At 62.9% G+C, this 23,103-nt stretch carries 27 protein-coding genes and 1 pseudogene; 18 read left to right on the top strand and 10 right to left on the bottom strand.

Translation table 11 applies throughout. From position 1 onward, the window contains the following. Positions 1–213 precede the first annotated feature (213 nt). The gene (locus H145_RS22080; RefSeq protein WP_240471730.1) at positions 214–957 is read right to left on the bottom strand and encodes a S24 family peptidase; all 744 of its coding nucleotides are present in this window, start codon (positions 955–957) and stop codon (positions 214–216) included. Positions 958–1,177: 220 nt separating this feature from the next. On the opposite strand from H145_RS22080, the gene H145_RS0118455 reads away from it, so the two are divergent. The 9 genes from H145_RS0118455 to H145_RS0118415 all read left to right on the top strand — a co-directional run bounded on the left by H145_RS0118455 (position 1,178) and on the right by H145_RS0118415 (position 6,934). Next, positions 1,178–1,435, top strand: a complete 258-nt coding sequence (locus H145_RS0118455) for a hypothetical protein (RefSeq protein ID WP_019949640.1) — start codon at positions 1,178–1,180, stop codon at positions 1,433–1,435. A gap of 2 nt (positions 1,436–1,437) precedes the next feature. Beyond that, the gene (locus H145_RS0118450; RefSeq protein WP_019949639.1) at positions 1,438–1,731 is read left to right on the top strand and encodes a helix-turn-helix domain-containing protein; all 294 of its coding nucleotides are present in this window, start codon (positions 1,438–1,440) and stop codon (positions 1,729–1,731) included. A gap of 51 nt (positions 1,732–1,782) precedes the next feature. Further along, entirely contained in the window at positions 1,783–2,487 is a 705-nt protein-coding gene (locus H145_RS0118445; protein ID WP_019949638.1) for a hypothetical protein, read from the top strand. Between the two features lie 10 nt (positions 2,488–2,497). After that, a complete protein-coding gene (locus H145_RS23075) occupies positions 2,498–3,541 on the top strand; it encodes a hypothetical protein (RefSeq protein WP_019949637.1) in 1,044 nt (347 codons plus the stop codon). Then, a complete protein-coding gene (locus tag H145_RS0118435) occupies positions 3,423–4,283 on the top strand; it encodes a hypothetical protein (RefSeq protein ID WP_240471729.1) in 861 nt (286 codons plus the stop codon). The genes H145_RS23075 and H145_RS0118435 overlap by 119 nt, the downstream gene beginning before the upstream one ends. 11 nt (positions 4,284–4,294) lie before the next feature. Then, positions 4,295–4,786, top strand: coding sequence for a VRR-NUC domain-containing protein (locus tag H145_RS22070; RefSeq protein WP_019949635.1), 492 nt, complete (start codon positions 4,295–4,297; stop codon positions 4,784–4,786). A gap of 188 nt (positions 4,787–4,974) precedes the next feature. Next, the gene (locus H145_RS0118425; protein ID WP_019949634.1) at positions 4,975–5,832 is read left to right on the top strand and encodes a hypothetical protein; all 858 of its coding nucleotides are present in this window, start codon (positions 4,975–4,977) and stop codon (positions 5,830–5,832) included. 146 nt (positions 5,833–5,978) lie between these two features. Then, positions 5,979–6,353, top strand: coding sequence for an STAS-like domain-containing protein (locus H145_RS0118420; protein ID WP_019949633.1), 375 nt, complete (start codon positions 5,979–5,981; stop codon positions 6,351–6,353). After that, entirely contained in the window at positions 6,353–6,934 is a 582-nt protein-coding gene (locus H145_RS0118415; protein WP_019949632.1) for a PIN domain-containing protein, read from the top strand. Before H145_RS0118420 ends, H145_RS0118415 begins: the two co-directional genes overlap by 1 nt. Before the next feature lie 433 nt (positions 6,935–7,367). On the opposite strand, the gene H145_RS0118410 is transcribed toward H145_RS0118415, so the two are convergent. From H145_RS0118410 to H145_RS22050, 8 genes and pseudogenes are all read right to left on the bottom strand, one after another. Further along, entirely contained in the window at positions 7,368–8,972 is a 1,605-nt protein-coding gene (locus tag H145_RS0118410; protein WP_019949631.1) for a type I restriction-modification system subunit M, read from the bottom strand. 204 nt (positions 8,973–9,176) lie between these two features. Continuing rightward, complete coding sequence (locus H145_RS0118405; protein WP_026351622.1) at positions 9,177–10,403, bottom strand: restriction endonuclease subunit S; 1,227 nt, start codon at positions 10,401–10,403, stop codon at positions 9,177–9,179. After that, on the bottom strand, positions 10,396–12,420 hold the full coding sequence (locus H145_RS22305; protein ID WP_240471728.1) for a type I restriction endonuclease subunit R, EcoR124 family: 2,025 nt from the start codon (positions 12,418–12,420) through the stop codon (positions 10,396–10,398). The genes H145_RS0118405 and H145_RS22305 overlap by 8 nt, the downstream gene beginning before the upstream one ends. Positions 12,421–12,484: 64 nt before the next feature. After that, a pseudogene (locus H145_RS24835) lies at positions 12,485–12,985 on the bottom strand (type I restriction endonuclease); the annotation flags it as partial. 274 nt (positions 12,986–13,259) lie between these two features. Further along, positions 13,260–13,541 (bottom strand): hypothetical protein, encoded by a 282-nt coding sequence (locus tag H145_RS22060; RefSeq protein WP_019949629.1) that lies wholly within the window; start codon positions 13,539–13,541, stop codon positions 13,260–13,262. Positions 13,542–13,645: 104 nt separating this feature from the next. After that, entirely contained in the window at positions 13,646–14,083 is a 438-nt protein-coding gene (locus H145_RS0118390) for a hypothetical protein (RefSeq protein ID WP_019949628.1), read from the bottom strand. Next, positions 14,076–14,573: a M15 family metallopeptidase gene (locus tag H145_RS22055; RefSeq protein WP_019949627.1), complete on the bottom strand. Its 498-nt coding sequence runs from the start codon at positions 14,571–14,573 to the stop codon at positions 14,076–14,078. Before H145_RS22055 ends, H145_RS0118390 begins: the two co-directional genes overlap by 8 nt. Before the next feature lie 990 nt (positions 14,574–15,563). Continuing rightward, positions 15,564–15,959 (bottom strand): SLOG family protein, encoded by a 396-nt coding sequence (locus H145_RS22050; RefSeq protein WP_071595243.1) that lies wholly within the window; start codon positions 15,957–15,959, stop codon positions 15,564–15,566. A 160-nt stretch (positions 15,960–16,119) separates the two neighbouring features. On the opposite strand from H145_RS22050, the gene H145_RS24355 reads away from it, so the two are divergent. The 9 genes from H145_RS24355 to H145_RS0118335 all read left to right on the top strand — a co-directional run bounded on the left by H145_RS24355 (position 16,120) and on the right by H145_RS0118335 (position 22,606). After that, on the top strand, positions 16,120–16,479 hold the full coding sequence (locus H145_RS24355; protein ID WP_019949625.1) for a hypothetical protein: 360 nt from the start codon (positions 16,120–16,122) through the stop codon (positions 16,477–16,479). Then, on the top strand, positions 16,472–16,690 hold the full coding sequence (locus tag H145_RS24350) for a hypothetical protein (protein WP_019949624.1): 219 nt from the start codon (positions 16,472–16,474) through the stop codon (positions 16,688–16,690). Before H145_RS24355 ends, H145_RS24350 begins: the two co-directional genes overlap by 8 nt. A 7-nt stretch (positions 16,691–16,697) precedes the next feature. Further along, the gene (locus tag H145_RS22045; RefSeq protein ID WP_019949623.1) at positions 16,698–16,877 is read left to right on the top strand and encodes a SymE family type I addiction module toxin; all 180 of its coding nucleotides are present in this window, start codon (positions 16,698–16,700) and stop codon (positions 16,875–16,877) included. A gap of 48 nt (positions 16,878–16,925) precedes the next feature. Beyond that, a complete protein-coding gene (locus H145_RS0118360) occupies positions 16,926–17,132 on the top strand; it encodes a hypothetical protein (RefSeq protein WP_019949622.1) in 207 nt (68 codons plus the stop codon). 58 nt (positions 17,133–17,190) lie between these two features. After that, entirely contained in the window at positions 17,191–17,901 is a 711-nt protein-coding gene (locus H145_RS0118355) for a hypothetical protein (RefSeq protein ID WP_019949621.1), read from the top strand. Between the two features lie 52 nt (positions 17,902–17,953). Beyond that, the gene (locus H145_RS0118350) at positions 17,954–18,679 is read left to right on the top strand and encodes a PD-(D/E)XK nuclease-like domain-containing protein (protein WP_019949620.1); all 726 of its coding nucleotides are present in this window, start codon (positions 17,954–17,956) and stop codon (positions 18,677–18,679) included. Between the two features lie 159 nt (positions 18,680–18,838). Further along, entirely contained in the window at positions 18,839–21,730 is a 2,892-nt protein-coding gene (locus H145_RS0118345) for a PAS domain-containing sensor histidine kinase (RefSeq protein ID WP_083937846.1), read from the top strand. A gap of 33 nt (positions 21,731–21,763) precedes the next feature. After that, a complete protein-coding gene (locus H145_RS0118340; protein WP_019949618.1) occupies positions 21,764–22,186 on the top strand; it encodes a response regulator in 423 nt (140 codons plus the stop codon). Positions 22,187–22,312: 126 nt separating this feature from the next. Further along, a complete protein-coding gene (locus tag H145_RS0118335; RefSeq protein WP_019949617.1) occupies positions 22,313–22,606 on the top strand; it encodes a hypothetical protein in 294 nt (97 codons plus the stop codon). Positions 22,607–22,837: 231 nt separating this feature from the next. On the opposite strand, the gene H145_RS0118330 is transcribed toward H145_RS0118335, so the two are convergent. Further along, positions 22,838–23,103: IS5/IS1182 family transposase (locus tag H145_RS0118330; protein ID WP_019949616.1), on the bottom strand; the 266-nt coding region annotated here is incomplete at its 5' end.

The raw sequence follows: 23,103 nt of genomic DNA, 5'->3' as shown, positions 1-23,103 counted from the left end.
TCCCACCCAGAGTTGAAAGAAACGCACCCAGGAACACCGAAACCCCCGGACGCAAAAAACCCGGAAAACGGCCTACACGACGTGAGGGGCTGTTTTCCGGGTGCTCCGGTAAGGAATACGTGAGCCTCTTATTGGAACCTCACCATCTCGCCAGAGCACTCGGTAAACTATTTATTTACAGCTGCTTGCGTGTCCGCAAGCAGCCGGGTTTTCCTATAGGGTAGCGTCAGGGGTTGCATCTTCGTCCAGGTGCCGCCGGACCTCGTTCTTATCATAGCCCAGCGCCTCGATGACATCCCACAGCCGTTCCGCCGTCACGTCGGGCGCGCTCGGCAGGAAAGTGGAGAGGTAGCCGCGCACCCGCCACAGCTCCATAATGTCCTTCACGTCCAGCGGGTAGGGCCGCCGGTGGGGGTTGTCCGAGTGCAGGATTACCTCGGCATCCAGGTCCGTTATCCGCGTCCGGATGCGCTTAAGCATCACGGCTTCCGCCGTCACCACCACATACATATCATCGGGTACCAGCAGCCGCCAGTTATCGACGAGCGAGCACACCACCACGTCGTTGTGATTGAGCGTGGGCGTCATCGAATCGCCGGCCACCTCGAAGGCCCGGAACTTGCCCTGCTCGAAGTGCGGCAGCCGGTAGCGCGGCAGGTCCTGCACGAACACGGCCTCGTTGTGCTGCAGCGTGTAGCCCGCCTGAGCCGCTACCGGCACCAGCTCCACGTTGTCCACGCCGTCCTTGTCCACGGTCACCACCAACACCCCGCCGTTGTTCACGACCGACTGACTAAGCGCTGGCTTGGCACGTAGCGCGGCAGCAGGGCGGACCTCGGATTCCAGCATCGTGCCGCGGCCCATTACCAGCCAAGCGGGCGACACCTCCGGGAAGGCATCCAGAATATCTACAAGTGTGGGAAAACTTGGCTCCGTACCCGATAAGATTTTATACATCTTACTATTGGTATTATAGCCAAGTTTCTGCGTTACACTATTGGCATTCAGGCCGTAGTGTTGCAGTAATTCGTTGATTCTGGTGGTTACAGTTGCCTTTTTATCCATTTTTATGGGTATTAGGTTGCTTGATACCCGCAACTTTATGCCTATGTTAGTGAGCGTATTTGCCGCCTGCGTAATACAAACATACACATTTACCCACATAATACCTACAACTATGGCCGAAGAAGCAAAAGAAAGAACCCTGTTGCAGCGGGTACTCGATACCTTGCCCCGCAACCACACCGTGCTGAAAGACGCCCAGGAGGCCCTGGCCGAAAAGGGTACTGATGTAACCCGCGGGGCCCTGTACGAGGTGGTGAAGGGCCGCAGCAAGAAGCCTGAGCTGGTCGAGGCCATTCTCGACGCGGCCGAGGCCACCAAAGCCCGCACGGCCGCCCTGGAGGCCCGCGCTGAGAAACTAGCTGGCCAGTAGTCATGCAAGCCGCCTACATCGTCCCCGCGGCCGAGTGGGACAATCTCACCGCCCGCCTGACCCAGCTGGAATCCGCCGAAGCCGCCCGCCAGGCCCCACCGCCCCCGCCCGACGTGGTGATGAGCACCGCCCAGGCCGCCGTTTATATCGGCTTGTCCGTCGACGCCCTGCTACGGGCCCGCCGCGCCGGCCGCCTGCCGGGCGTGCGCCTCAACGACCGGGATTGGGGCTTCCGCCGCTCCAGCCTCGACAAGTACCCCCGCCGCTACGCCCGGGCCACCAGCCCGGCCAGTTAGCCCACCCTGCCGCACTGTCATTTTCAGCCACCCTCTCACGCCCACAAAGCCATGAGCACCGAACTAGCCACCATCGTCGGGCCACAGGCCCAGAAGTCCGTTATCCAAATCACCAAAGCAACCGTCAAAAAGCAGCTGCTGGCCGCCGAGTTCACCGAACAGCTCGACCTGGAAAGCAAGCCCCGCGAGTTTACTATGCAGGGCACCGAGCCCGTCCACCCCGACTTGGAGCAGGCCTTCGCCCGCCTCGTCCCGCACTTCTGCCTGCTCACCGAACAGCTCGAAGAAGGCCCCAACTACTGGCCCACCGAGGACCGGGATGATTTGCCCGCCGGGTTCGACAGCTACGGCGTAACCGGCATCATTGCCGGGGCCAAAGGCGGCGTTACGCTCATGGGCTTCCGCAAGCTCGAAAACGGCAAGGTGCTTAACATGACAGCCCAGTACGTCAGTTTCACCGACCCCTCCGAACAGTTCGAGGAGTCCGATGCCTGGCGCTACCCCCACACCGAGGCTCTGGAGCAGTTGATGGAGCACGTCCTCGATGAGGTGGAAGCGGCCCTGCGCGGCAAATGCAGCGAGGTCGGCCGCCAGCTCAAGATGTTCAACCAGGAGCCCGAGCAGCAGGCCACGACCGAGCTGCCGAGCGAAACCATCCAGGACGACATGCCCGTCGAGCAGCCCCAGGCCAAGCCGGAGCGACAGCCCCGGGCCCCCAGGAAAGCCCGGCAGGTAGTAGCCGAAGACGCAGCGTAGGGCCGGCCCCATGAACTATGTGCAGCACACGCGCACCGCCCACGAGCGTCTGACCCACCAGCCCGACGCCCGGCCCCACCACGTCAGCCTGTATTGGGCCCTGTTTTTCGACTGGAACGCCGCCCGCTTCCCCGCCTGCCTCGACCTCGACCACCAGCAACTCATGCAGGCCGCTCATATCGGCAGCCGCCACACCTACCGCGACGCGCTGCGCGAACTAACCGCCTGGGGCCTGATTGCCTACCAGCCCAGCCGGTCCAGGCACGAGCGGAGCAGCTGTTCGCTTACCGATTTATCGGGGCCAGAAGTGACCCCGGTAAACGCCGCTATCAGGGTCAAAAGTGGCCCCGATAAAAACCCGTTACCAGGGCCGGAAGTGGCCCAAGCGCTTAGGCCAGAAGTGGCCGCGGTAAACGGTTTATCGGGGCCAGAAGTGGCCCAAGCCTCCTTATATGGTAAAACAAAAGATGTAAACAGTGTAGTAGAAAACAGGAGTGGGGGTGGTCCACAAAAAAAAATAGAGGTCTTGGAAGGGGAGGGGCTTTCAAGTGCGGAAGTCCTCGACGGCAGCACTACCTCACACGAGCCGGTACCGGCCGCAAGCGCAGCCTCCAAAAAGACGCCGCGAGTAGAGCGGGGCGCGCCAAAGCAAAAAGGGGGGCAGGCCGGGAAAATCCAGGCAGCCGCCACCGCCCAGAACACCGAGGATACCCACAAGCCCAGGGCCGGCCGGCGCAAGCTGCCCGAAGCCACCTTCCAGGAGTCGGCCATCTACGACAAGCAGGCCTTCACTGCCGCCTTCCAGGGCACCGACTACGAACTGGCCGACCTGAATTTCTACCACGAGAAAGTCAACATCTGGCGCGACAAGAAAACCGGCGAGCCTCCCCGCCGCGCCGACTGGGTAGCCACCGCCAAACGATTTATGCTCAACGATGCTGAAGATAACCGTCTCAAACTCGCCCCAGCACCAGCCCCACAGTTCGGCGCTGGCAACTCCCACGGCCACCCCGGAGGGCCAGATACTGGCTATCGTACAAGCCGCTGGGATTAGGGAGCTGGCCCACAGCACCACCCCCGCCATCCGCGAGCTGCTGGCCGATATGAGCATGGGCCTCACCAAGTCCGTGGCCCTGGCCGCCCCCAAGCTGTTCCAGCTCAAGCGGACCATCGGGGAGCGCAGCGTCATCAAGCTGCTGGTAGCCATCCTACGCGCCTTCGTGGATTCCGTGCGCGCCGAGCACAAGCCCGACGCTGCCGACCTGATGGAAGCCGCCGAACACCTGGCCCTGACCTACACCCACGACAGCATCAAGGATATCATGCTGGCCCTGAAAGAGGCCCGCACCGGCGGCACCCTCAAAACCTACTACAGCAGCCTCGATGTAGCCACCATCTACGAAATCATCAACACCTACTTCGACAAAAAAGCCCTCTACCTCGAAAGCGCCCACCACGACCGCAAGGCCCAGGGCGCAGGGACCGAAACCGAGCAAGTGAAGCTGTTGGGTGAGGCCGCCCCGAAGATGCTGACGAATGTGGCCCAGCAAATACCCGCCGCCCACCCCAACGCCGGCAGCATCCGTCAGAAGCTCAGCATCATCAAGGGCAAACTGAAGCGGGGGCTCCTCGACCCCGCGCAGGCCGAGCAGCAGCGCACCGAGGCCCGCCAGGCCACTCACCGCAAGAGCCGGACGGATTGGAAACCCAGCCCCGAGGCCCAGAAGCAAATCGACAAGCGCCACCGCGCCGAAGACCGCCGCCTGGCCGAGCAGTACCGCCAACCCAACCGCTAGCCCCCGGCCCCATGCCCCAGCTGCCTTTCGAATACGACCACGACACGCTCGCCGCCCAGTGCATCACCCGCAGCATCCTGGCCTACCTCGATGCCCACGGCTACGAAGCCTGGAGCCAGCCCAACCGAAGGACAGCGAAGCTAACCGGGGCGAGTACGAGAGACCCCTACGGGGCAAACACCAACCGCTGGCGCCCCCATCCCAACTCCCCTCGAGGCGTCCCCGACATCCTGGGCTTCCGCCGCGCTGATGGCCTATTCCTGGGAGTGGAAGTAAAAGCCGGCCGCGACCGGCTCCGCGACGAGCAGATAACTTTCCTCAACCAGCTCAAAGCAGCTGGTGGCCTGCCCTTCGTGGCCCACAGCTTCGCCGGCTTCGTGCAATCGTTTGAGCGCCGCGGCCTGCATCTGTCCACAGTCAACAATACCTCCGCACTACCTTACCCAACAGAACTGCCAGGCCCTACAGCCACCTACGAGGAGCCCGCTCCATACCATCCGTAAACCAACCAAAGCCGATGAGTATTCCGAACAGGGGCCTTAGGCTCGCCGATTGTTGCGTCGCTATCGGCTACGCTAAGCGCTGGGCGCGGAACAGCCTTTAGCAAAACTCTCTTGCCAAACAATACCAACCTGATTAGCTACCACATAGCCGCAAGGTTATTTTTGTGGTTCATGCTTACCGGTGGCGAATGATGCAGACTGACCAACAAGTGCGTGTATCCCTTACTGGTGATATCAGAACGGCGCACCAGGGGCTAACCAAACTGGTCGAGTTTGAGCAAAGCTGCCAGCAGTATCAGGGCTGCAGCATCGCCGTCGATTTGCAGCGCTTACAGTGGCTGGATGCTAATTTAAGTGCTGTATTCGGTGCTATGATGCACCGCCTCCACCAAACCCGTCACCTCGACTTTACCTTCGATTCGGCGGACTTGCGCGGCCGGTTCTCCATCCTGGCCCGCAACGGCTTCAGTGACAATCTCAACGTGCAACTCACCGATGGCTACGGCACGGCTATCCGGCTCCGGAGGTTCGACGCGGAAGAGGACGAAGGGTTCAACGACTATATCGACCAGCAACTCCTGGCGCATGCTAAGCTGCAGCTGCATCCCAACCTGCGCTCCGACATGATGCTCAGCTTCAATGAGGTGTTCACCAACGTCAGCCTGCACGCCAATACCACCAACCCGCTGTTTACTTGTGGGCAGTATTATCCTTCTAAACAAAAGCTGCACTTCTCCCTCGTCGACCTTGGCGTAGGCTACCTCAAGCCTATTCAGCAACACAACGCCGCCATTACCAGCCACACAGCCGCTATTCAGTGGGCCTTGGAGGCCGGCCACACCACCCGCCCGAAAGAGGAAGGGTACTACGGTGTGGTCGGGGGCCACGGCCTCAGTAAGCTCCACCAGTACTGCTGCCAGCAGCGGGGCGAATTGCAGATTATCAGCGGCAATGCGTTCTGGAGCAGCCTCTGCCCCGATTCCTGCCAGCTTATTGAACCCTTTCAAGGCAGCATCGTTAATATTAAACTACCCTGTCCTAAATAAATTAGCAATTCAGGCTGATTTATTTTTTCTTGCGTCTTTCCGTATCCCTGGCTATCTTCAGGTAAGTTACTACCTTTGCCCCCCATTAGCACGGGATTTGCACTACCCTGTAGGTCGTTTCATCTCACTATTATTTCGCGCGCTCCATGACGAATACTAAAATCGTTGTCCGCGACCTTATCGGCAAAGCCAACGCCATCCTCGATAAAGATGGCCGTTTGCTGGCCGAGCAGCTCGAAGCTGCCTGGCTCCAGCACCGCCAGGTCGAAGTTTCCTTCGCCGACATTAACCTCATTACTTCCGCCTTCCTCAACGCTGCCTGGGGTCGCTTCCTGCTGCATGTACCCGAAGGAGCCGAGCGTCAGGCGCGCGCCCAGTACGTTACCTTCAGCAACCTCGCCCCCGATGCCCACCGCACGGCCATTGTCGAGAACATGCTCGACCAAATCCGGCGCAAAGCCCTCGACGCTGCCTATTGCGCCCAGTACGACAATGCCCTGACGGAAGCAGTCTACGCCTAATGAGCTTCGACATCAGCGACATTCGCACGGTAGAGCCGGCCCTTGGCCGGCTTTATTTTTTTGACGCCAACGTGTGGTTCTATATCATCGAAGGAGCCCCTACGCCTGATGCGAAGCCCTACCTGGAATTCTGGGCGAAGCTTACCGAACTCTCTGATGGCACCACTCCCGTGATTGTAGCCACCAGCCTACTGATTGCCGAAACCCTTAACGCCTATCTGCAAGCCGGGTTCAGGGTGCACAAAAAGGAGCAGGAGCGAACAGGAGCAGACACCCGGGGGTGGACGTTCAAAGACAACTACCGGGGCACCGCTCATTTCCGCCAGCAGCGCGATAATTTCACCTATCAGTTTATTGCCTACCAGGACTACATCAGCATTGTGTCCGATTCGGTAGACGAAGTAGATGTGTGGCAGATGCTGGAGCGTATTCCGGCCATTGCTGATTTCAATGACTTCTATTACGTGCGCTTCTGCCAGCACCATCAGCATACCATCGTCACCCACGACAAGGATTTCAGGTTTGAGGGCGTCCCGATTCTGACGGCAAACCGTCATCTGCTGAGGCTGACCAACCAATAGCGCTGTCCGTCCTGCCGAAAAGGTGGTGGCCCCCGCGGCAGTAAACCAAACTGCCCAAAACGTACCCACTTCCCTGTTTGCCAGCCCCAGAGAAGCGACATAACGCTAGCAACCCCCTACTGGAGATGTGGCCAGGCCGTCGCCATCTCCGGCGCTTGCCCTAAAAGAGCAGACCGCTTGGAAGCCTCGCAACAGCAACGGCCTTCCAAAGCGTAACAGCAGCTGGCAACTCGGGCCAGTGACGAAAGGATGACGATAGCGTGACGAAAGGATTATCACAAAAAAGCCTCTTCCTATGTCCAGGAAGAGGCTTTTCGTGACGATACGTGACGATACAAAACGCTCAGTGCTGATACCGCTCACCGCCCACTGTCGCCGCGCATAAGTAGCCGGCGGCACCAGGGGGGCAGGGATGAGGCCCAACGCCCCCCCGCTAAATCAGCGGCAGCCCCAACTCCGCCAGAAACGCATTGTGCCGGGCCGCGGCCTCGGCGGCCTGGGCCTCCAGGGCCACCAGCTGCTGGTGCACGGCCTGCAGGTCGATTTCCTCGGCCGCCGTGGCCGTGCTCACGTAGCGCGAGATGTTGAGGTTGTAGCCGTTGGCCTCCACCTCCGGCATGGGCACGCGGCGGGCATACCGCTCTTCCTCGCTCCGCTCCCGGTAGGTGCCCACTATCTTGTCGATGTCGGACTGGCGCAGGAAGTTCTGCTTCTTGCCCTTCTCGAAGTGGTCGGCGGCGTTGATGAACAGCACGTCGTCGGGCTTCTTGCACTTCTTGAGCACCAGGATGCAGACGGGGATGCCGGTGCTGAAAAACAGGTTGGCCGGCAGACCGATAACCGTGTCGATGTGGCCGTCCTTGAGCAGCTTGGTGCGGATGCGCTCCTCGGCCCCGCCCCGGAACAGCACGCCGTGGGGCAGGATGATGGCCATCGTGCCCTCGGCGCTCAGGAAGTGGAAGGCGTGCAGCAGAAAGGCAAAGTCGGCGGCCGACTTGGGGGCCAGGCCGTGGCTCTTGAAGCGGAAGTCTTCGGCCAGCGCGTCGGTGGGCTCCCAGCGGTACGAGAAGGGCGGGTTGGCCACAATGGCGTCGAAGGCCACCTTCTTGGCCGGGTTGGGCTCATTCAGCAGGTCCCAGTCGTTTTTGAGCGAGTCGCCGTGGTGGATTTCGAACTCGGTGTCCTTCACGCCGTGCAGCAGCATGTTCATGCGCGCCAGGTTGTAGGTGGTGATGTTCTGCTCCTGGCCGTAAATCTTGCCGATGCCGTGCGGGCCCATCTGCTTGCGCACGTTGAGCAGCAGCGAGCCCGAGCCGCAGGTGATGTCGAGCACCCGCTCCAGCTTTTCGCGCTTGCCGGCGGCCGGGTTCTGGCTGTCGAGCACCACAATGTCGGAGAGGATGGTGGAGATGGGCTGGGGAGTGTAGAACTCGCCGGCCTTCTTGCCGCCCCCGGCCGCAAACTGCCCGATGAGGTACTCGTAGGCGTCGCCCAGCGTGTCGGCGTCGGTGGAGAAGTCGCGGATGCCTTCCGAGATTTTCTGGATGATGCTGCACAGCTTGGCGTTGCGCTCGGCGTAGGTGCGCCCCAGCTTGTCGGAGCTGAGGTTGATTTCGGAAAACAACCCCTGGAAGGTGCTGTCGAACGATTCTTCCTCGATGAACTGGAAGCCTTCGCCCAGGGTCTTGAGCAGCTCCGGGTGCTGGGTGCGGGCCAGCTCGGCAATGTGGCTCCACAGGTGCCGGGGCTCAATCACGTAGTGCACGCGGCGGCGCATGAGCTGCTCGAAGGCGGGCACGTCATCGGCGTTCTGGGCGTACCACACGGCCAGCGGGGCGCGCGGGTCGGTGGGGGGCAGCTGGGGGTAGTCGGCACCCAGCTCCCGGCGGGCGGCGGTTTCGTAGTTGTCGGAGAGGTAGCGCAGGAACAGGAACGACAGCATGTAGTCGCGGAAGTCGTCGGCGTTCATGGCGCCGCGCAGCTGGTCGGCAATGGCCCAGAGGGTGCGGCCGAGTTGTTGGCTTTGTTGGTTGCTCATTGGTGGGGGAAACGGTGTTATAAGAACGTCAGAACGTTATGCCAAGCAGAAAAAAGAACGTCATGCTGAGCGAAGCGGAGCGTAGTCGAAGCATCTCGCGTGCTGACGTTGCGCAACCGACCCAACGAAGCACGCGAGATGCTTCGACTACGGCTCCGCACCCTGGCTCAATGCGCCACATGCTCAGCATGACAGTCGGGTTGCTCAGGCAGCAGGTTCGGCGGCAGCGGGAAACAGGCCCTGCATTAGCCCTTTTTTATGAAGTTTGAGGGCTTCGATTTTTTGCGTTTGCGCGGTGATGCGGTTGTCGAGAGAGGTAAGGCAGTCGGCTATTTGTCGTTGTTCAGTTTCCATAGTTGGAATCTTGATTTCGACCTTTTCTAAATTTTGCACCGAAAGCCCAGGCTGTGCTGCACCAGTTGAATACTTATTTAAGTTTAGAACAACAAGCAAGTAGTAAAGCCAATCAGTATCAACTGCCGCCTTTGGTGTTGTAACAACAGCGTGTTCTGTTGCGTGAAATTTTCCGGTTGCAAGCATCACATTTCCGCATAGCGCGCCCTGCCTTCCGACAAGAGAATAACGCCCATCGTTCGTGAAAGTCTTTGTATAGCCGCGCAAACCGTTTCCGCCATAACACGGAAATAAATCAGCCTGATTATTATCGTGAATGTTTGAAGCAGCAACGAATTTTCCAGCTTGCATTTTGCAAACCTCCCCCAACGTCTTCTCCTCCCACTCCGGCGCCTGCTGAAACTCGGGAAACCGCAGCTTGGGCACCGTTTCCCTTTCGGCGGGAAAGAGCCCCTGCAGCAGGCCCCGCTTGTGGGCTTGCAGGGCCGCCAGCTGGGCGCTTTGCGCGGTGAGCAGGTCGTCGAGGGAGGAAAGGGTGGCGGCTATTTTTTTCTGTTCTGCAATATCAACAGGTGTTGGCAGTGTGATGCTAAAAAAGCTTTTACTACTGATATTGAGCAGCCCATTACTACGAGCGCCGCTTGTAATAAAGTTTTGCAATTGTTCCCCATGAAAGTTATTGTCAAAGTATCCCTTGTAAAATCCAGCAATGAAACCCTTTTTAAATCGGAAGCTAATAAAGACGTTTGGGGCAGCAACCTGTTCAAATTCCTTCAACTGGTAAACGCATCCCTGTGGAAATGTCTTAGAGTTACCCTTGTTATAGGAAATATCACCTTTTCTTAATAAAGTGTAGTTTTTGTATTGCGCACCTGATATATCACGGCCAAATTTATCGGCTTGCAATACAAAACCTGTACCTGCTGATATACTTACAGGTGGTAATACCAGCTTACCAACCTTTTCGGTGATTGGGTCGCTGATTTCTTTCAAAGTGAGTGCTTCCCACGCTCCCGCCTCGCGGAACTCGGGAAACCGCAGCTTGGGCAGGGCCGTTTTTTTCGTTTCGTTACTCATAGGTTTTCAGTCCGGATATGTCGCGGCCGGGGGCCATTTTCTTCAGTAGGGGAATCAGCTCGGCCATCAGCGCCTGTTCTTTAGCGGCGCGGGTTTTCCAGCCCAGGCCCAGCGGGGCCAGCAGGTCGCCCAGGGCCTCGCCATCGAAAATCATCCGGCGCAATATCCCCTCCACGAAGGCCGTGAGGGCCGCCGGGGCCAGGCCGTGCCGGGTGGCCAGCGCCGCCTGGGCGGCCGCCGTCTGGGCGGCCTGGTAGGCAGCAAAGCCCGCTCGTATCTCCTCGGGGCTGTAGGGGCGGTCGGTGGGCAGCTGCCGGAAATAGGCCCGCAGGTCGTCGGCGTCGTCCGTCAGGTTGGCGCTCGACATCAGCAGGTCAATCACCTGCTCGCGGGTCATCTTCTGCTTTTTGGGCGGGCCCGGCGCGGTGCTGGCCGCCATCAGGCCCATAATGTAGTCGTAGTCAATCAGGGCCGAGGCGAAGAGCACGAACTCGAAGTCGAGCTGCTGCCCCGCGCCGGGGTCGCCGTCGCCCGGGCCGGTGCCCCGGCCCTGCTGGTCGCGCAGGCGCCTGGCCGTTTCCAGGTACTGGCTCCGGAAGGCGCGCAAATCGTCGGTGGGCAGCAGCGTTTCGAGCTGCTGCTGCTCGGGCGCGCCCAGGTCGGTGTACTGGTCGAGCTGGGTGCGCAGGCGCTGCACCTCCTTGAACTTCTCGATGAACTGCCCGCGGGCGGCGTCGCCCTTCAGGTTGGCTATTTCCTCGGGCGCCGTGGGCAGGCCCTGGCCCTGCATAAAGGTGTCGAGCTGCTGCACGGCCGCCTCGTAGCGGGCCAGCACCACCGGGGCGGGGTCCACGAGCCAGATTTCCTTGGGGTCCTGCTTGTTTTCCAGGCCCGAAAACAGCCCGATGGCCGCGTCCACGGCCCCCTGCTGCTGCCGGAAATCCAGCACGTTGCCGTAGGGCTTGGTGTCGTTGAGCACCCGGTTGGTGCGCGAAAACGCCTGAATCAGCCCGTGGTGCTTCAGGTTCTTGTCCACGTACAGCGTGTTGAGGTACTTGGAGTCGAAGCCCGTGAGCAGCATGTCCACCACAATGGTAATATCGATGCGCTGGGCGCGGGGGTAGTCGGCCACCGGCCACTTCTGGGCCTTGATGCGCTGCTGTACGTCCTGGTAGTACTGGTCGAACTCGGCTATGCTGTGGTTGGTGCCGTACTGCTGGTTGTAGTCGGCAATGATGCCTTTGAGGGCCGCCTTCTTGCCGTCGGGGTCCTGCTGGTTGTCCTGCTTTTCCTGGGGCAGGTCCTCCTGAATCTGGCGCACGTCGGCGTTGCCCTCGGCAGGTGGCGAAAACACGCAGGCAATGTGCAGGGGCCGGAAGTCGGGGTCCTGGGCCTGCCGCTCGGCCTGGGTCTGGCGCAGCAGCTGGTAGTAGGCCACGGCGTCGTTGATACTCTGGGTGGCCAGCACCGCATTAAAGCGGCGCTGCAGCGTCGCCGCGTCGTGCTTGGCCAGAATCGAATCGACCACCGCCTGCCGGGCCGGGGCGGTGCCGGCCTTGGGGGCCGCCTGCCCGTCGGCCTTGCCACCCGACTTAAAATAGTCGATGTGGAAGCGCAGCACGTTCTTGTCCTCAATGGCGTGCGTAATGGTGTAGGCGTGCAGCCGCTGCTGGAAAATGTCCTCGGTGGTGCGGTACGAGGCTTCCTGCCCGTCTATCTGGGTGTAGTTGGCGTTGTCCTCAAAAATGGGCGTGCCGGTGAAGCCGAACAGCTGGGCCTTCGGGAAAAACTCCTTGATGGCCTGGTGGTTTTCGCCGAACTGGGAGCGGTGGCACTCGTCAAAAATGAGCACCACGCGCTTGTCGCGCAGCGGCGCCAGCTGGCTCTGGTAGTCCTGGTGGTGCCGCGGGTCGAGGGCCAGCCCCAGCTTCTGGATGGTGGTCACGATAACCTTGTCGGCGTAGTCGGTCGAGAGCAGCCGCCGCACCAGCGCCCCGGTGTTGGTGTTCTGCTCCACGCAGTTCTCCTCGGTTGTTGGCGAAGTAGTAGGTGTTGCTGCGGTTGGATACGATAAACAGCTGCACGAAGCACAGCAGCGTGTGGGTGTAGCCGTTGCCGGGGTCGGCCTTGTAGTCCACAATCTGCTTCATGGCCACGCGCGGCGACACCTGCAGGGTTTTCAGCTCAATCTGCACCAGCGGCAGCCCGTTGAGCAGCAGCAGCACGTCGTAGCGGTGGTGGCTGTTGTGGGTGTTGATGCGCAGCTGGCTTACCACCTCAAAGTCGTTCTTGCACCAGTCCTTCAGGTTCACCAGCGTGTAGTGCAGCGGCGTACCGTCTTCTCGCACAAAGGTGTTGGGCTGGCGCAGCGTCTTCGATGCCTGAAACACATCGGCACTCACCATCTCGTCCCGCAGCCGGCTGAACTCGGCATCGGACAGCGTCACCCGGTTCAGGGCCTCAAACTTCTCCCGGAAGTTGGCTTCCAGCGCCGCCCGGTCTCGGATATCGGGGCGGTTGGTGTACTTGAGGCGCTGCAGGTCGCCGATAAAGCCGTATTCAATCTGTGCTTCGTTAACCATTGGTCGCTAAGGGTGCCTGGCCGGAGCCGGCTATAGTATCCTGAAAATATACGGGGCTGCCCCGGCCCTCCAACACGCCTCCTGGGGCGTGCCAGCCCCGGCGCGCAGCTTAGGGGCACAATATCGGTAGAATATTCGGGGCCGGTTAACCGCCCAACCCGCTAACTGGCGGCTGCTTTCAGCGCGCTAATCCACGACCACTTTACCAAAACCAAAACAGCCCCGACCTCACACCGGCCGGGGCTGTTTGTTTCTACGGCTATCCGCAAAGCCCCTACAACGACTCGGCCGACGACCCGCCCATCAACTCCTTGCGCCCCTGGGCCTCCGCGGCCTGCTCCCCCGGCTGCACCGCCGTACTCGACACGGCCGCCCCGATACTGCCGGCCAGCACCAGGTAGCTCCCGAGCGTAACCAGCCCCGCCGGCAGCAGGGCCGGGGCCGCCACCAGAATAGCACCCACCGCCCCCACGGCCACCGAGATAGACCGCACCTTGCGAAAGAACCGGGGCGTGGGCAACGTCAGCCGGTCGGTAATACTGAGTTTGTTCGACATGGTAGTAGTGGTTAGTTGATTGTCAGTTGTCAGTTGTCAGTGGCCAGTTGTTAGTTGCCGGTAATGCTGAACAGCCTGACAACTGACAACCGACAACTGACAACTCATCTATCGTCCAGGCGGGCCAGAATCCGGTCGGCCCATTCGTTGCGCTTCTGCTGATCTTTAGTGAAGTCGCTCAGCGTCTTGGTGCGCTCATCCACCAGGGCCAGGGTCTTGTCGATGTGCGTTAGCTTTTCGCTCAGCTTCATCACCAGCTCCAGCATCTCCTTGCGTATCTCGGTGCGCTGCTGCAACGCCTCCGTGCGGATGGCCTCGGCCTGCTTGCTCATCTCCAGCCGCAGCTTTTCCTCGCGCGCCACCGCCGAAACGTGGTACTCATCCACCCGCAGGGTCAGGGCCTCAGCCTTCTGCTGATTGGCCGTGCAGTTGGCCTTCAGTTCCTCCACCACCCGCCAGTTGCGCACGAAGTACAGCAGCACCGCCACCGCCCCGGCCACCACCGACGTCAGCACGCCCCAGTGCTCGAACACGCTATTCATGGCCCGGCCCTCCCTTCACCGCTCCCGGCGGAACCTCGAAGTGCGGCCGGTCCAGCATCTTCCAGTCGCCGCCCCACCGGACCCGCGCATCGGCGTACTTCACCAGCCGCGCAAACTTGGAGAGTAGCAGCGCCGACCACGACACTGAGCCATCGGCCAGCAGAAACGCCACATCCAGCGCTGGGGTAGGAGGCCCCAGGTTATGGTTCGACTGCCCCCCGCGCTTGTAGGTCACGACAAGCCCCGGTTTCGTGCGCCCCTGCGCGTACAGCTCATTCTGCCGCTCCGGACTCCGGTAGCACTCCGTAATGATGGGCCGGCCCACCAGCCGCAGCACCGGGTCGCCCATCCAGCGCCGCACGGCCTGCGCGTAAGCAGCGGCCAGATGGTCCACGGCTTCCGCCAGCCGGGCCGCCTCGCGGTTGGCCTGCCGGGGGCTGAGCACCACGGCCCGGCGCGGGGGTGAATCGGAAGTGATAAATCGCGGCATGGTTCAGTATGTAAAGTTGAACGCATACTAAAGTAAGCAAGATCAGCCAATTTTACCAGAATACAACTCAATCAGTCCTGAGCAGAGCCGGTTTTATCGGTTCTATAAGCTGGATTATTATAAGTTGGGCGCTGCCTTCGGCCCGTGCTGTCCAGGGCTCCGCTTCGCTGCGGTGCTGCGCACGGGCTCCTGCATCCCCCCGATTCAATTGATACTCCCGCCCCGATGTCGTTCCACGCTCCAGGCCGGGGCCGGAAAAAGGCCCCCACCCTCCGCTACCGAAACCCACCCCCGGCCCGCCTCCCGCTGGTCGGCCAGCCTCTCACCCCCGCACCTGCTCCTGACTCTACTGCCCCCGGTTCCGGCCGCTTCCCTTTGGTCAGCCACCAGCCCTCCGACGCTAACCCACCGCCCGCCTCCCTACGGTCAGCCGGCTTTAGCACGCAACAGGACCTGACGCCAGCCCCCGCACCGGTTTCCTCCGCCAATTCGCAGGGCCGCTGGCTCCCTCCAGTCACCACATCCCAAGCGGGCGTCGGCGGCCGTACCCACCCACCACGACCCCACAGCGGCTTGAAGCGGCCCCGGCGGCCCATCTGTAGTATTCGGCCCCAGGGGTTACTCCGGTGTTTTCAGCCGCCGGCCCCGCGCCGCCCGCGGCCCCGGCACCCCCAGCCCCCAAAGCCGCCTGCCGACTCCTGGCGGCGCTATCATGCTCAGGCTTCGCCCAGCATCCCGGTTCAAGGCCCGCTTCGCGGATAGTGTGCGGGCTTCGCCGCGCACCGGGGGCCTCAAGGCTGGCCCCCAAACCCCCGGCCGAGGCTTTCAAGGTGTTCTGTCGCCCGCCGGTCAGGCAGCCCGCCACAGCGTCGGCGGGGCGGTAAGGTGCCACGTTTAGGCAGCCGGGCAGCATCGGGCGGGTCAGGGGCTTGCCTCGCGTGGTGGGCCGTTGGCGGGCTTCGCTGCCGGCCACCCGCCCCCGCCCCGGCGCTACAGGCCCAGCCCGCCCGCCACCGGGGCCGCACTGGGGGTCGGGGCCGCTAGCCATTCTACCGCCAGCCCCAGCCGGGCCGCCTTCCGGGCACTGTCCAGGGTGCCGGTACTCACCCCGTCCCAGCACACCAGCAGCAGGTCGGCAGCGGCCACTATCAGTCCGTTGCGCACCAGCGGCGCGGCGGGGCCGTGGGCAGCGTAGTCGGGCCGGTACTCGGTCAGCGGCACCAGGTTGCGCATGGCCCAGCGGGCGGCCAGCTCATCTACTCCCGTAGCGCCCCCGCTCACTATTCCCGCCACCTCGCCGGCCCGGTGTAGCGCATCTAGGCGGGCCAGCAGGGCCGGGCACTCGGCCAAGGCGCGGCTGCCTACTACTCCTATCTGAATTTGCACATTTCTCATTACACAATATACAACAATAATACCTATAATCGTAAGCTTTTATTTCGTATAATTTTACTTTATCATGTATTTATTACCCACAATTATACGTATATTAGTATAAGCAATGGGGGAGAGGCCCCCGGCGCAGTTGGCCTACATCCTACACGCCATGTTCACCCCCCAGCAGTTTTCCCAGTTTGCCGCCGCCGCCTGGTCCGGGCCCGCCGCCATTGTGCAAGCCTCCGCCAGCTCCTGCCTGCTGGCCCAGGGCCATCTAGCGGTTTACTACTCGGTTACCTACTCGGTGGGCGGGGCTATGTTCATGGGGCCGGTTTGCGGTACCTGCCCTTTCGAGGCCGTTGCCGCCGCCATTGCGGCCGCTGCCGCCGCCGGAGTTCCGGTTTGCCGCTACCAGGCCCAGCGCACCATCGCCCGCACCGCCGCCGCCCTTTGCGGGGTGCCGGCCGGCCCTTCCTTCACCTGCCGCGCCCGCCGCCACCGCGTAGCCCGCCGCCTCGCTCATGTGTAGCCCGTCCGCCCCCGTAGCACCGGCCCCCACCAGCGGGGCCGGCACCTGGGCCGCCAGCCTGCAGGGCCTCAGTCTCCAGCAGCGCCTCGCCGCTTGCGCCGCCCGCCTCGAAGAGTTAGCCGCCCGGCCGCTACTGTCCGAGCCCTTTATGCAGCCGCTGCTCGCCGCGTGCGCCGCGCTTGCCTCAACCCCTCCCGGCCCCTTCAAATAGCCCCGCCATGCAACGCCACATCAAAATAGAGTACCGCCACCGGGCCCGCCGCTGGGGCTTTGTAGCCACCGCCAAACTCATGCTGTCGGGCCATTGGCTGGAGGCCGCCGGCTTCGCCCCCGGCACCGTCGCCAGCGTCGAAGTGCAGGCCGGCCGCCTCATCATCACCCCCGCACCAGTCCAGTAATCCACCAGGGGCCGGCGCAGCAACGCCGGCCCCGCATCCACCAGCACCATGTCAAAAGTAAAGGAACACACCGACGCACTCGAAACGGCCATCGGCAACGCGGCCGAGTTTGCCGGCTACGCCACGGCGGCCGAATACCTCCAGGATAGAGGCTTCAACGACCGGGGCCCCCGATTCTTCGCCGTCGAAGTGCTGCACGAGCTACGCACCGCCGGCTGGGAACTGACTTTCCGCGACGCCGGAGACGCCCAATAACACGGCCCAGGGGCCCCGCCGACAAGTGGCCCCACCATTTTCCCCAACCCCCGCCAACATGGCCACCACCACCAAACCCGCCGCCGCTAAGGCCGCACCCGCCGCTACTGAAACGGCCAACCCCCACCAGCCCAGCCGCGCCTACATGGTGCAGACCGTGGACGAGGACACCGGCGACCTGACCGAAACGCCCCGCTTCCGCTACCTGCCCGGCCACCCCAAGCAAATCCGGGCCGACCTGAAAGCGGGCGTGTTCAACGTCAACGGCCAGACGGTGCTCGGCAAGTCCATCAGCTTTGTCCCGATGGCCCTCCGCATCTTCACCGACAACATTCTCAACATGGGCCGCAAGACGTGGGCCGAAATCTACTTTGCTGACCCTGCCGGTCATATCTGTGCCGTGCTCTTTCACGGCTACAGCGTCGAGAACCTGCAGAAGCTCAACGCCGAGCTGTTTTACGACGACCTGAATCTGAACGAGGTGCTGCTCACCGTCACGCCCAGCAAGAAGCAGACGGAGAAGGACGGCAAGCCCGCCACCTACTATATCGCCGAGTTCAGCTACGTACCCGCCGACCCGGCTCAGGTGCAGGCCTTGCGCGAGTTCGCCGAGGACTTCGATTTGTACCGCGAGGAAACCCTGACCGGCACCGCCGAAACCCGCATCGTGCAGGGCTACCGGCTGCCGGCCCGCTACCAGCCCGAGCCCCAGGCGCAGCTGCAAGCCGCCCCCGACCCCCAGCAGCAGGCCGAAGCAACCCATCAGTAACCACCCGGCCCCCAACCCACCAGCAGGGGAGGGGGCCACTTTTTTACTTCCCATGTTCCAGAACCTCCAGCACCACCCCAGCATCACCCAGGCCGAGTACCGCGCCCTGCCGGCCATCAGCAACACCGACCTCAGCAACCTGGCCGCCGAGCTGCTGGGCCAGCCCCGATTCTTCAACCAGGACGCGCTAACCTTCGGCTCCTATTTCCACAGCGCCATCCTGGAGCCCGACCAGTACCGGCAGGCCGGGGAACTGTTGCCGTTGGGAAAGCAGGAGTTGCAGTACCAGCAGGCCGGGCAGCTGGCCGCCGCCATCCGCCGCCAACGCTACCCCCGCCACGTCATCTACTCCAGCCGCGGCCAGGCCGAACAAACCTTCACCGCCACCCACGAGCCCACCGGCCTGCTCGTCAAAGTCCGCCCCGACTTGCTCATCGACAGCTCCAAAAAGCTACGCCGCACGGTGGTAGACTTCAAAACCACCAGTTGCCGCGACCTGGCCCAGTTCCTACAGACAGTGGAGAAATACAGCTACGACCAGCAGGGCGCGTTCTACGCCGATGTACTGGGCGCCCAGCGCGTCGTCCTGATTGCCGTGCAGAAACGTGCTCCGAAGGGTCAGGAGCCCGCCGTATGGGTCCACGAGCTGACCCCGGCCCAGCTACAGCAAGGCCGCAAGAAGTACGGCAAGCTGCTTCGGTGCTACGCCCAGCAGCCCGCCGAAGCCCTGCGCGGCACCCGCGCCACTATCCTCTTTACCCTCGCCCACGGCTTGTAACGGCTGCCCGCCAACCCGGGTAGACCACCTGGCCCGCTCGTTACATTTCCCGGCCCTGCCAGCCGCGAAAGCCCCGCTTGCGTATTCCCGGTTATCAACCGGCTGCCCGCACCCTTTTTGGTAAGTTGCCCCTTCATTCCGCTTTCTTTCCGCTTGCCCATGGCTTCCGGTTCCCTCGCCCCACCCCCGTTGCCCTTTCCCGATAGCGCGCTGCGCGACTTGCTCGACGTTTCGCTCACGGGCGTCAACGTGCTGCGCCCCGTATATGACCCCGCCGGGGAGATTACTGATTTCGCCATCGAGTACCTCAACCCCGCCGGCCAGCGCATGACCGGCCTGGCCGAGCGCCCGGGTGGCACGCTGCTTACCCGCTTTCCGGAGGCTATGGCCGCCGGCATCCTTGCTTACTACCGGCGCGCGTACGCCGAGGGGTACCCCGGCCTGCACGAGGTCAACTACCAGGCCGACGGGCTCGACAACTTCTTCCGCCTGGCCGCCCGGCGCAGCGGCGAGCTGCTCGTCGTCAGCTTCACCGACACGGCCGACCAAAACCGTAGCGCCGTCGAGCTAGCCCTGCGCGAAAGCCAGGCCGCCGAGCAAGCCGCCCGCGCCGATGCCGACGCCCAGCGCCAGCGCCTGCACGAGTTTATGGACGCGGCGCCCGGTATTGTGCTCAGCCTGATGGGCCCGCAGCACGTCATTGAGTTTGCCAACGAGGGCTTCCGCCAGCAGTTTGGCGTGCCCGACCCGGTGGGCAAGCCTTACCTGGAGGCCCTGCCCGTTGCCACCACCCAAGACGACTCCGCTTACCAGGGCACCGCGCTCTACGACCACACCTACCGCACGGGCGAGCCCTACTACGCCGCCGAAGCCCCGTACTACCTCGACCCCCCGCAGTCGGGGCGGCGCGAGCTGCGCTACTTCACCTTTGCGGTGCAGGCCGCCCGCGACGGCTGCGGCCGCATCGTGGGGGTGCAGGCCTTCGCGACCGATGTCACCGCGCAGGTGCTCGCCCGCCAGCAGGTGGAGCAGCTCAACCAGGAGCTCGAAGCCCGCGTGCAGGCCCGTACCCGGCAGTTGGCCCAGGCCCAGGCCGAAACCGACGCCCAGCGCCAGCGCCTGCACCAGCTGGTGGCCGAAGCCCCCGCCCTGATTGCCAGCCTGCGCGGCCCCGAGCACGTGGTGGAGCTGGCCAACGACGGCTTCCGCGCCATCTTCGGCGGCCGCGAGCTGGTGGGCAAACCCTACCGCGAGGCCATTCCCGAGTTTGCCGGCCAGCCGTTTTTCGACCGGCTCGACCGCGTGTACCGCACCGGCGAAACCTACCACGGCATCGACGAGCCCGTGGTGCTGGACCGCACCAATTCCGGCCAGCTCGAGCACACCTTCATCACCTATACCTACCAGGCCACCCGCGACGTCCACGGCCAGATTGACGGCATCCTGGTGTTTTGTTACGAAGTTACCGACCAGGTGCTGGCCCGCCAAGAGCGTGAGGCCCAGCGCGAGCAGCTCCAGGCAGTGTTTGCGCAGGCCCCGGTGGCGGTGTGCTTGTTCCGGGGCGAGAACTCGGTGTTCGACGTCGTCAACCCGCCCATGGCCGAGATGCTCGGGCACCCGCTCGAAGCGCTGGTGGGTCACCCGTTTTTTGAGGTCATGCCCGAGCTGCGCGCCCAGGGCCTGCCCGAGTTGCTGGCCGAGGTGCGCCGCACCGGCACGCCCTACGTGGCCCAGGAGCAGGCCATTCAGCTGCTCCGCCACCCGCCCGGCGCCCCCGGCTACTACAATTTTGTGTACCAACCGTTGTTCGACGCCCAGCACCAGGTCACAGGCATCGTGTGCGTGGTCACCGACGTGAGCGAGCAGGTGGCGGCCCGGCGGGTGGTGGAAGCCCGGGAAGAATCCTTCCGCCTGATGGCTGACAACACCCCGGCCATGCTGTGGGTGACCGACCCCGACGGGCAGTGCACCTACCTCAATGCCCAGTGGTACGCCTACACCGGCCAAACCGAAGCCGAGGCCCTGGGCCTGGGCTGGACGCAGGCCGTGCACCCCGATGACGCCGACGCCGCGGGTACCGCCTTTCTGGACGCCAACGACCGCCGCGTGCCCTTTGAGTTTCTCTACCGCCTGCGCCGCCGCGACGGCAAGTACCGCTGGGCCATCGACCGGGGCCTGCCGCGCTTCGGCCCCGATGGCGCGTTCGCGGGCATCGTGGGCACCGTGGTGGAAGTGCACGAGCAGAAGCTGGCCGAGCTAGGCCTGCAAAAACTGACCAAAAAGCTGCGCAAGTCCCGCGACCAGGCCGAGGCCCTGAACGCCGAGTTGGGCACCACCAACCAGCAGCTGCTGCGCACCAACGCCGACCTGGACAACTTCATCTACACGGCCAGCCACGACCTCAAAGCCCCCATCTCCAACCTCGAGGGCCTGCTGCACCTGCTGCAGCTGGAACTGCCGCCGGCCGTAGCCGAGAGCCCTACCGTGGGCCCCGTACTCGGCCACATGCTCGACGCCGTCGACCGCTTCAAGCGCACCATCGACCACCTCACCGAGGTCAGCAAGCTGCAGAAAGAGCATGCCCCCGCTATCACCCTGGTCAACCTGGCCGCCGTGGTCGAGGGCGTGCGCCAGGATCTGGCCCCGCAGCTGCGGGAAAGCAATGCTCAGCTGACCGTGGCCGTCAGCGCGGGGTCTGCCGTCCGCTTCTCCGAGAAAAACCTGCGCTCGGTGGTCTACAACCTGCTCAGCAACGCCCTCAAGTACCGCCACCCCGACCGCCGCCCCCACGTCGACGTCCGGGCCTACGTGCGCGAGGGCTTCACCGTGCTCGAAGTTCACGACAACGGCCTGGGCTTCGACCCCGACCACCTGCCGCGCCTGTTCACCATGTTCCAGCGCTTCCACGACCACGTCGAGGGCACCGGCATCGGCCTGTTCATGCTCAAGCGCATCGTCGACAACGCCGGTGGGCGCGTCGAAGTCCACTCCCGGCTCGGGGCCGGCACCACGTTTTTCGTCCACCTCCCGCACGCTGCCCCCGCCGCGTAGCGCCGCTCCTTTTGCCCCCGTCCCTCCCGCTTCATGGCCGCCATTTCCTGCACCCTGCTCGTCGACGACGACGCCACCACCAACTTTCTCAACCAGCGCCTGCTCGAGCACCTGGGCGTGGCCGACACCGTGCTGGTGGCCCAAAACGGCCGGCAGGCCCTCGACCTGCTGCGCACCCATTGCCAGCAGCCCGCCTCGCCCACCTGCCCGGCCCTCATTCTGCTCGACCTGAAGATGCCCCTGATGAACGGCATTGAGTTCCTGCACGCCTACGCCCAGCGGCCCGAACGCCAAAACCCGTCGGTCGTCATCATCATGCTCACCACCTCCCTCAACCCCCGCGACGTCGAGCAGATGCAGGACCTGCCCATCGCCGGCTTCCTCACCAAGCCCCTCACCCGCGACAAAGTCAATCAGGTCCTGCAGCAGCACTTCGGCCAAGCCACTTCTACTTAGCCCGCAGCACCCGGCTAAACTAACACGAGCATTTATTGGCTGCAACTTCCCGCACAGCGCTTCGGGCGGCTAATGCTACCCGCCCGTGCCCTAACTGCCCCCGGAACGCCGCGAGCAGCCACGCCTATGCTCCTCGGTTTTGACGCCGCATTTGCATCCCCAATTCAGGCCGGCACCAAGATTCATACCATCCGCCGGGGCCACCGCTGGCAGACCGGCCAGCTCATCCACTTCTGCCTCAACGAAGACCAGGTCACTGGCCGAACGTTTCGCCCCGATGCCCCAGTGACCAGCACCCAGCACCTGCGCATCCTCGACGGCCGGCAGCTGTTCATCGACGAGCGCCCCATCCTCGGGGCCGAGTTAGAGCAGCTGGCCCACCACACCACGATGGATTCCCCAACGCGGAGACGCTGCTGAACTGGTTTCAGGACCACTACGGCCCCGTCTTCGAGGGGCAGCTCATCCACTGGACGCCCGCCCGCTACTAGCGCCCCGCTCCCCAGGAGCCCGCCGTCTGGGTCCACGAGCTGACCCCGGCCCAGCTGCAGCAGGGCCGCAAGAAGTACGGCAAGATGCTCCGGTGCGCGGCCGGTCAGCAGGTGCTGGTAACCGCCTGACCAGCTAGTGGTCACTGACTAGGAGCTGTTCTCAATTAAGGTAGAGCGTGATAACTCGTAGACAGATAAAGGAGTCAAACGTGCGGTCCAGCTTATCGTAGCGGGTGGCTAAGCGTCTAAATTGCTTCATTTTGCTGAACGTCTGCTCAATGTGGTGTCGCTGCCGATAGGCCACTGGGTCGAAATGAGGCATGTTCTTGCGCCGTGGATTCGGCTTAATGACCGCCTTGGCTCCTGCCTGCGCTATCAGGGCCCGCAACGCATCACTGTCGTAGGCCGCATCGGCCACTACTTCTT

Source organism: Hymenobacter aerophilus DSM 13606 (assembly GCF_000382225.1).
GTDB lineage: Bacteria > Bacteroidota > Bacteroidia > Cytophagales > Hymenobacteraceae > Hymenobacter > Hymenobacter aerophilus.
Note: the sequence above shows the minus strand (reverse complement) of the source record. Positions and strands in the feature narration are given on the sequence as shown.